At 34.3% G+C, this 6,684-nt stretch carries 7 protein-coding genes; all 7 read right to left on the bottom strand.

Translation table 11 applies throughout. The annotated features are described in order from the left end of the window. Nucleotides 1–643 (bottom strand): hypothetical protein (locus tag AC2LE6_RS08175; protein ID WP_484478767.1); only part of this gene is annotated, 643 nt, incomplete at its 3' end. 16 nt (nt 644–659) lie between these two features. Continuing rightward, a complete protein-coding gene (locus AC2LE6_RS08170) occupies nt 660–1,802 on the bottom strand; it encodes a carbohydrate binding domain-containing protein (RefSeq protein WP_484478766.1) in 1,143 nt (380 codons plus the stop codon). Continuing rightward, on the bottom strand, nt 1,795–2,448 hold the full coding sequence (locus AC2LE6_RS08165; protein ID WP_484478765.1) for a hypothetical protein: 654 nt from the start codon (nt 2,446–2,448) through the stop codon (nt 1,795–1,797). The genes AC2LE6_RS08170 and AC2LE6_RS08165 overlap by 8 nt, the downstream gene beginning before the upstream one ends. Nucleotides 2,449–2,461: 13 nt before the next feature. Then, on the bottom strand, nt 2,462–3,436 hold the full coding sequence (locus AC2LE6_RS08160; protein WP_484478764.1) for a glycoside hydrolase family 16 protein: 975 nt from the start codon (nt 3,434–3,436) through the stop codon (nt 2,462–2,464). 167 nt (nt 3,437–3,603) lie between these two features. Further along, a complete protein-coding gene (locus AC2LE6_RS08155) occupies nt 3,604–4,623 on the bottom strand; it encodes a LacI family DNA-binding transcriptional regulator (protein WP_484478763.1) in 1,020 nt (339 codons plus the stop codon). Nucleotides 4,624–4,861: 238 nt separating this feature from the next. Further along, the gene (locus AC2LE6_RS08150; RefSeq protein ID WP_484478762.1) at nt 4,862–6,130 is read right to left on the bottom strand and encodes a hypothetical protein; all 1,269 of its coding nucleotides are present in this window, start codon (nt 6,128–6,130) and stop codon (nt 4,862–4,864) included. Nucleotides 6,131–6,306: 176 nt separating this feature from the next. Continuing rightward, nucleotides 6,307–6,684: GNAT family N-acetyltransferase (locus tag AC2LE6_RS08145; protein WP_484478761.1), on the bottom strand; the 378-nt coding region annotated here is incomplete at its 5' end.

Here is a 6,684-nt window from a genome sequence, read left to right as displayed (position 1 = left end):
TGATTAGTTCGCCTGTCATATTCCCAAAGAACATAACATATTGTCCATAGTCATTATTTGTTGCAGCTAACGCTGTATAATCTTGAACTATGAGCTGTTGTTCTCCTGTTAGGATTATTTCGTCTTTTGTACCATGACCATAATATATCCCTAATTCAGAAGTGATTTCTTGTCCTTGTGTTCCTTCAACTATTGCGCATACAGTATATGTATTCCCTGTCACAAAGTTAAAGAATTGATATCCAAGTCCATATTGATGCCATTGATCAAGTTGATCTCCATCTAAGTTAGGTATTGTTAATTCATTATCAACAATAGCATAGCTTGCAAATGGTATGTCTCCTTCATCTTTTCCCCATATAACAAAGTTTGTTGAATTATGTGTTTGTCCTGATTCATTTGAAACTATGTTTCCATCTAACGTATCAAAGTCAATTTCATAAAACACATCACCTTGAACAGAGTCACAAGATACATCTCCTGTCGGAGGTGTTTGGTTATTATTTAGATTGTAATCTGGATCGGCGACACATTGTCCGTTCTGTATAAGAGTACCTACTCCACAAGTTGCTGTTTGTGTGTCACATCCAGAAAGAATTGTAACGATAAATAATATACTACATACATATATAATTTTCTTCATTTATGAATTCTCCTTATTAGTCGAATGAACCATCCGCAGTAACTGTCATAGAATCGATGGTAATAACTGCAATTTCTGCATTATCCATTTGTCCTAAGAAGAAACCAATTTTAGTGTCTGCGTTTGTTTCTAATGGTTTGAAACTGAACTCGAATGTTGTAAATTCAGTTGTTAGTGATACGGTCATTTCATTGTATTTTAAGTATCCTGCATCTGTATCTTCAGCGAATACTACAACATCTCTAGCAACTGATGATTTGATTGTGATTGATACTGTATATGTTGTCCATGATTCTGTGATTAGGTTACCGTATGTAAAGTTATCTTCCCAGAAATTAGCTGATAAATCAGTTAAGTCTACAACTAAGTATCCATTTGCATCATGAGATAAAGTAACATTTCCTTCTGTCATCCAATCAGAGATATCTGAATCTGTAAATTCTTGATTATAAAAATCTTCAAAGTTTGTACCTACTAATCCTTCTTCTTTATCAACTGTAATTGAATCAATAATGACATTACCTAAAACAGCATTATCCATTTGTCCTAAGAACAAACCAATTTTAGTATCTGCATTTCCTGAAGTTGCAACATATGTATATGTAAATGTTTGGAATTCAGTCGTTAGAGTTTCAGTTTCTAAGAAATACTTTAAGTAAGCTTGATCCGTATCTTCTAAGAAGAACTGTACATTTCTTCCTTCAACAATATCTGTTTTAGCTACAAACGACACTGTATATGTATATCCGTTTTGAGTAATTAGGTTACCTAGAGTAAAGTTTTCTTGATAAAAATCCCCTGTAAATGATGTTACATCTGCTACTAGATATCCAGCTTCGTCATGAGATAAATTTACATTACCTTCTGTTACCCAAGCACTAATATCTGAATCTGTAAAATCGTTTGTCGCAATTAACTCAAGTGCATTATCTGGCACTGGGTCTGGTTCTGGGTCTGGGTCTGGGTCAGGATCTGGATCCGGATCAGGGTCTGGATCTGGATCTGGATCAGGGTCTACCTGAGCTGCGACACATGAACCATCTTTAAATTCTGTACCCGCTCCACATTTGATATCAGCTGTTGTACAAGCTGTTAATGTTATAAATGTAAGCAATACTAGTAATAAACTAGCTAATCTCTTTGTAGTATGTTTAGTCATTTGAATTTGTTCCTATTGGATTTCTTTGGATTTGAACAGATTCAATAATTACCATACCTGTACTATTTGCAAAGTATACTCCTGTTGAAACATAATCACTTGATGTTGGTACTACTGTAAATCTAAATGTGTTACTTGATTCAGATAGTGGTACTACTTCTTCAAAGAAGCTTATTCCGTTTGTACTTTCTCCAAATACAATTACATTTGATTTCATGCTTTGGCTTTCTGTTCTAACAGTGAATTCGAATGTGTATTCGCATCCTTCAGTTAAAAACATATCTGAGATTGTAAATGAACCTTCCCAGGCATTTGATGGTACTGTGTGTACATCAAATACTGCTGCACCGAAATCTTGAATCCATGCGTTATCTGGATCATTTACTAAATGTCCACCAATAAATCTCCAGTTTAACCATGATGAAATAGTATACATATTTCCACCAGGAACACTGTGTAATCCTGTTTCGTTACTACAATCTACTGCGGTTGTTCCACCAGTATTTTGATTATTTGAGTTACCTTCTAATACACAAACACCATCTTCTAGAACTGTTCCTCCACCACATGGGTTTGATTCTGTTGTACATCCACTTAAGAACGTTGCTACTGTTAATACTGCTAATAAACTAACTAATCTTTTCATTGTAATTTCTCCTTTATTTTTCTTGATAAACTCGTACGTAATCTACATACATTGAGTCATCCCAATTTCCTTCTTCAATTCCTCTAATTCCACCCCAAGCACCACCAACTGCGATGTTTAAGATTAGATGAAACTCTGTATCAAATGGCCAATATCCATGTTCGTCATTTACAGGAGTATATGTAAATTCTTGAACTCCATCAACATAGAATATAATTTTATTCTCTAACCATTTAATTCCGTATCTATGATATTCAGTTGCTATATTATTAATTGTTGAATGTGATCCAACACTTTGTCCGTTACCCCAATTATCATTTTTAGTATGAATATTGAAATGTACAGTGTTTGATTCAAACCCTACAGCTTCCATGATATCGATTTCTCCACCATTTGGCCATCCGCCATATGGTGAGTCTGTCGGCAACATCCAAATTGCTGGCCAAGTCCCTAACGTATCAGGCATTTTTGCACATACTTCAACTACACCGTATTGGAAATCTCCAAGGTTCATTGTACGAACACGTCCTGAAGTATATCCGTATTGAGCATATCCTTCTGTCGTTGCAGTAATGATTAGTTCCCCATCTTTCACTTCAACATTCTTTAAATCATTAGAATAATACTGAAGTTCACCGTTACCCCAACCAGGGATTCCGTAACTACCACCATTTCCTATTAAATATTCCCATTTAGTATCATCTAACATACCATCAGTTTCGAATTCATCATTCCAAACCATTTCATAGTCAGACACTGAGTAATCATTTATATCCATAACACAACTACCAGCTGGTAATTCCTCTTCTTCTTCTTGTTCTTCTTGTTCTTCTTGCTCCTCGTCTTCTGGTAGTGGTTGATTATCTTCTTCTAAAAAGCATACACCATCTTCTAACGTTAGTCCTTCTGCACAACCAACACTAGACTCAGTACATCCTGATAAAGTAAAAACTAATACCACTAAGCACAAACCAATTATCTTTTTCATATTTTTCTCCTTTTGTACTTAGTTTCGCACATTTGCGAAACCGCTTTACCAATATTCTAAAATATTTCATTTAAATTGTCAAGTGATTTCCTAAAACGCTTTCTTAAAATGTATTTATTCTTTATAGTAAATAAAAAAAACGATGTGTAAACCATCGTTTTTATCTCTTAATTTATTCTCTTACAAGTATCTCTTTCGACGATACTAACATCGATTGTAGTTGACTCTCTATCTTCTCCAGCTATCTTATCTAAAAGATATTGGGCAGACGTAATTCCTATCTGACTTTTATTCTGAGAAACGGTTGTAAGGGCTGGAATACTGTATTTCAAGAATTCCATATCATCGTATCCAATGATTGAAACATCCTCTGGAACTTTGATTGAATGTTCGTGAAATGCCTTAATAGCACCTAGTGCCATCCAGTCACCTGCAACAAATATAGCTGTTGGTAAATCATCATCTTTTATGATTTCCAATGCAGCGTTATACCCATCTTCAAATCCAAAGTTTTCTGTATTGTATACTTTACATTCTGGGACTTTCTTTTCATTCATTACTTCGGTAAAACCTTGAAGTCTTTTTTGAGCTGATACTGTATATTGAGGACCTGCAATATGGTAGACTTTTTTGTTATGTCCCAACTCAAATAAGTATTCACTAGCCAAACGTCCTCCCTGAAGATCATCTGAAACTATCGTTGTAATTTCTAGGTTTCCTTCATCTGCGGTTACTATCGGAATTCCACTTTCGATTAGTTCGGGCAACTGATGTGATAAGCTGTAGAAGTTTACTATAAATACACCGTCAACTTTTCGATAATGGCAAAACTCTAAATACGTCATTGGTGTTTTACCCATATTTCTATTCACAAATGTTACTTCATATCCGGCCTTCTCTACTTCTCTTTTAAAGTTCTCTAGGATTACTGAAAAGTGAGGATGGGCAAGCCCAACACCTAAATTATCAGTATATATAACTGCTATGATCCATGATTCCTTTAAAGATAAAGCCTTCGCATGATAACTTGGAATATAGTTAAGTTCACGTGCTCTATCAAGAATCTTCTGTCTCGTTTCTTTACCAATACGACCAGTATTGTTTAATGCTTTTGAGACAGTAGATGTTGAATATCCTGTTTCTTCTGCTAGTTCGTAAATATTTATTTTCTTTTTGTCCCCGTTCATAATAAAACTCCATTCTACTAATAAATACTACATAAAGTATTCATCCTATTTGTCTTCGTTATTATCATATCCAGTTAAAATATTACTATATCAATATATATTTTTCAACTAATTATTTATATTGTTTCGCAATTGTTTCGCAGTATAAACACAGTATATATAGTTATATATATAAGAGTCAAAAAAAACACAGTATGACATCTGTGTTTTTTTCTGTAACTTATATAGTAATTTTATTTTAGTTAGGTGTTTTTGTAATTACGATATTATCAATTGTTATATTATCCATAGCTCCTGGTGCTAATTCAATTTTAATCCATCCAGTTTCTGTTGGTGTATATGTACTTGGAATTGTAAGAGTTCTTGAGAATGTTCCAGTTCCATCTATAGACCATGTATCAGTATCTGTGAATCCGTATCCTCCCAGTGCTTCCATTTGAACCCAGATTAAACGTCCTGCACTTGATGCTGTATAGTCAAAACTAAATTCATATGTATATCCTGATTCAAACTCATATCCCATAAATTCGATACCTGTTCTATCTCCTACACTTAAATATGTTGTAAATCCAGTTTCTGTGAAATCATAATCACTTACTTCTTTATTTCCTGCTGGAACTGACATTATCGCCCAATCACTGAACCATGCTGTTGGTGTTCCATTTGGAAGGTTTCCGTTATTTGCTGGAATACATTCTATTCCGCTTAATTCTTCATTTACTCCACAATCAGGTAAAGCAGTTTTAATCAATTCAACATTATCAATTCTAACTTCTCCTACTGATCCCGAAGGTGTAATCTCAATTGTAAACCATCCATCGTTTGTTAGAGGTGCTGTTGGAGGGAATGGTAGGATTTGTGAGAAAGTGTTAACTGATTCACTTGTCATAACACCAGGATTTGTAAAGTGATATCCTGAATGTCCTTGTAATTGAACAAATATTCCATGACCCGCTACATCTGAGCTATAATCAAACTTAACTTCATAGTAGAATCCAGGTTCTAATGTTAAATTCGTCATTTGAATCCCTGTTCTATCATTCACATTTAGGAAGACTGAGAATCCTGTTTCAGTGAATGTATAATCATCTAAAGATCTATCACCAGTTGGTTCATTCAATAATTTCCATCCATCAAACCATTCAGGTGTTTCTACTGGTGGGTTGATAACACACACACCATCTTCTTCATGGTATCCTGATCCACATGTTACTTCATCTAGAACACACGTTCCGCCAACTTCGTGGTAACCATCTTGACATGATGTACCATTATCTTCAACACACTCACCATTTACTTCTATATATCCTGTTTGACAACTAGTAACTTCCTCTGGAACACACTCGCCATCTTCTTTATAAAATCCATCAGAACAAACAACTGTATCAACTTCACACTGTCCGTCTATTTTTACTGTTCCTTCACCACAAATTATATCATTTTCACTCGTACAACCTGGTAAAGCAACCATAAACATTGCTACTAGTACTAACATATATTTTCTCATATTATCTCCTATTCATCACAACATTTGATTAGTTGCGAAACCGTTTTACCAATAGTGTACAATAACATCCAAAGGATGTCAAGTAATCGTGATATATTGTCATTTATTTAATACATCCTCAGAAATAATAAAAACATATAAAAAAGGCTATATTAATAGCCTTTTAAGAGTTTTATTTACTCTAAATAATCTGATTCACCAGGATATTTACACATTGCAGTTTTGTGTTTTTTAAATCCTAACTTGCTATAAAACTCAATTCCCGTGAAAGATGATGTTAATCCAAATAAAAGTGATTGCTTTTCATCCATCAACGTTTCCATAATTCCATTTCCAATACCCTTTTTCTGATAACTAGGCAAAACACCTATATCATGTATCCAAGCATAACAATAACCATCAGAAATCATTCTTCCTGCACCTACAAGTAGATCATTTTCCCATGCAGTTACGATTTTGTAGCTGTTCTTAAATGAATCTTTAATTATATCTATTTCACCTGCGTTTGCGAGTCCTATTACACCATCTACCTGACGGTATAACTCCATCATTTG

The organism is Candidatus Izemoplasma sp., from assembly GCF_982632705.1.
The sequence above is the reverse complement of the archived record's forward strand: the minus strand, read 5'-3'. Positions and strand labels throughout refer to the sequence as shown.

What these genes read in the sequence shown, in the direction of transcription:
- AC2LE6_RS08165 (WP_484478765.1), bottom strand. Translation starts at nt 2,448, where the DNA reads ATGAAAAGATTAGTTAGTTTATTAGCAGTATTAACAGTAGCAACGTTC.
- AC2LE6_RS08170 (WP_484478766.1), bottom strand. Translation starts at nt 1,802, where the DNA reads ATGACTAAACATACTACAAAGAGATTAGCTAGTTTATTACTAGTATTG.
- AC2LE6_RS08160 (WP_484478764.1), bottom strand. Translation starts at nt 3,436, where the DNA reads ATGAAAAAGATAATTGGTTTGTGCTTAGTGGTATTAGTTTTTACTTTA.
- AC2LE6_RS08150 (WP_484478762.1), bottom strand. Translation starts at nt 6,130, where the DNA reads ATGAGAAAATATATGTTAGTACTAGTAGCAATGTTTATGGTTGCTTTA.
- AC2LE6_RS08155 (WP_484478763.1), bottom strand. Translation starts at nt 4,623, where the DNA reads ATGAACGGGGACAAAAAGAAAATAAATATTTACGAACTAGCAGAAGAA.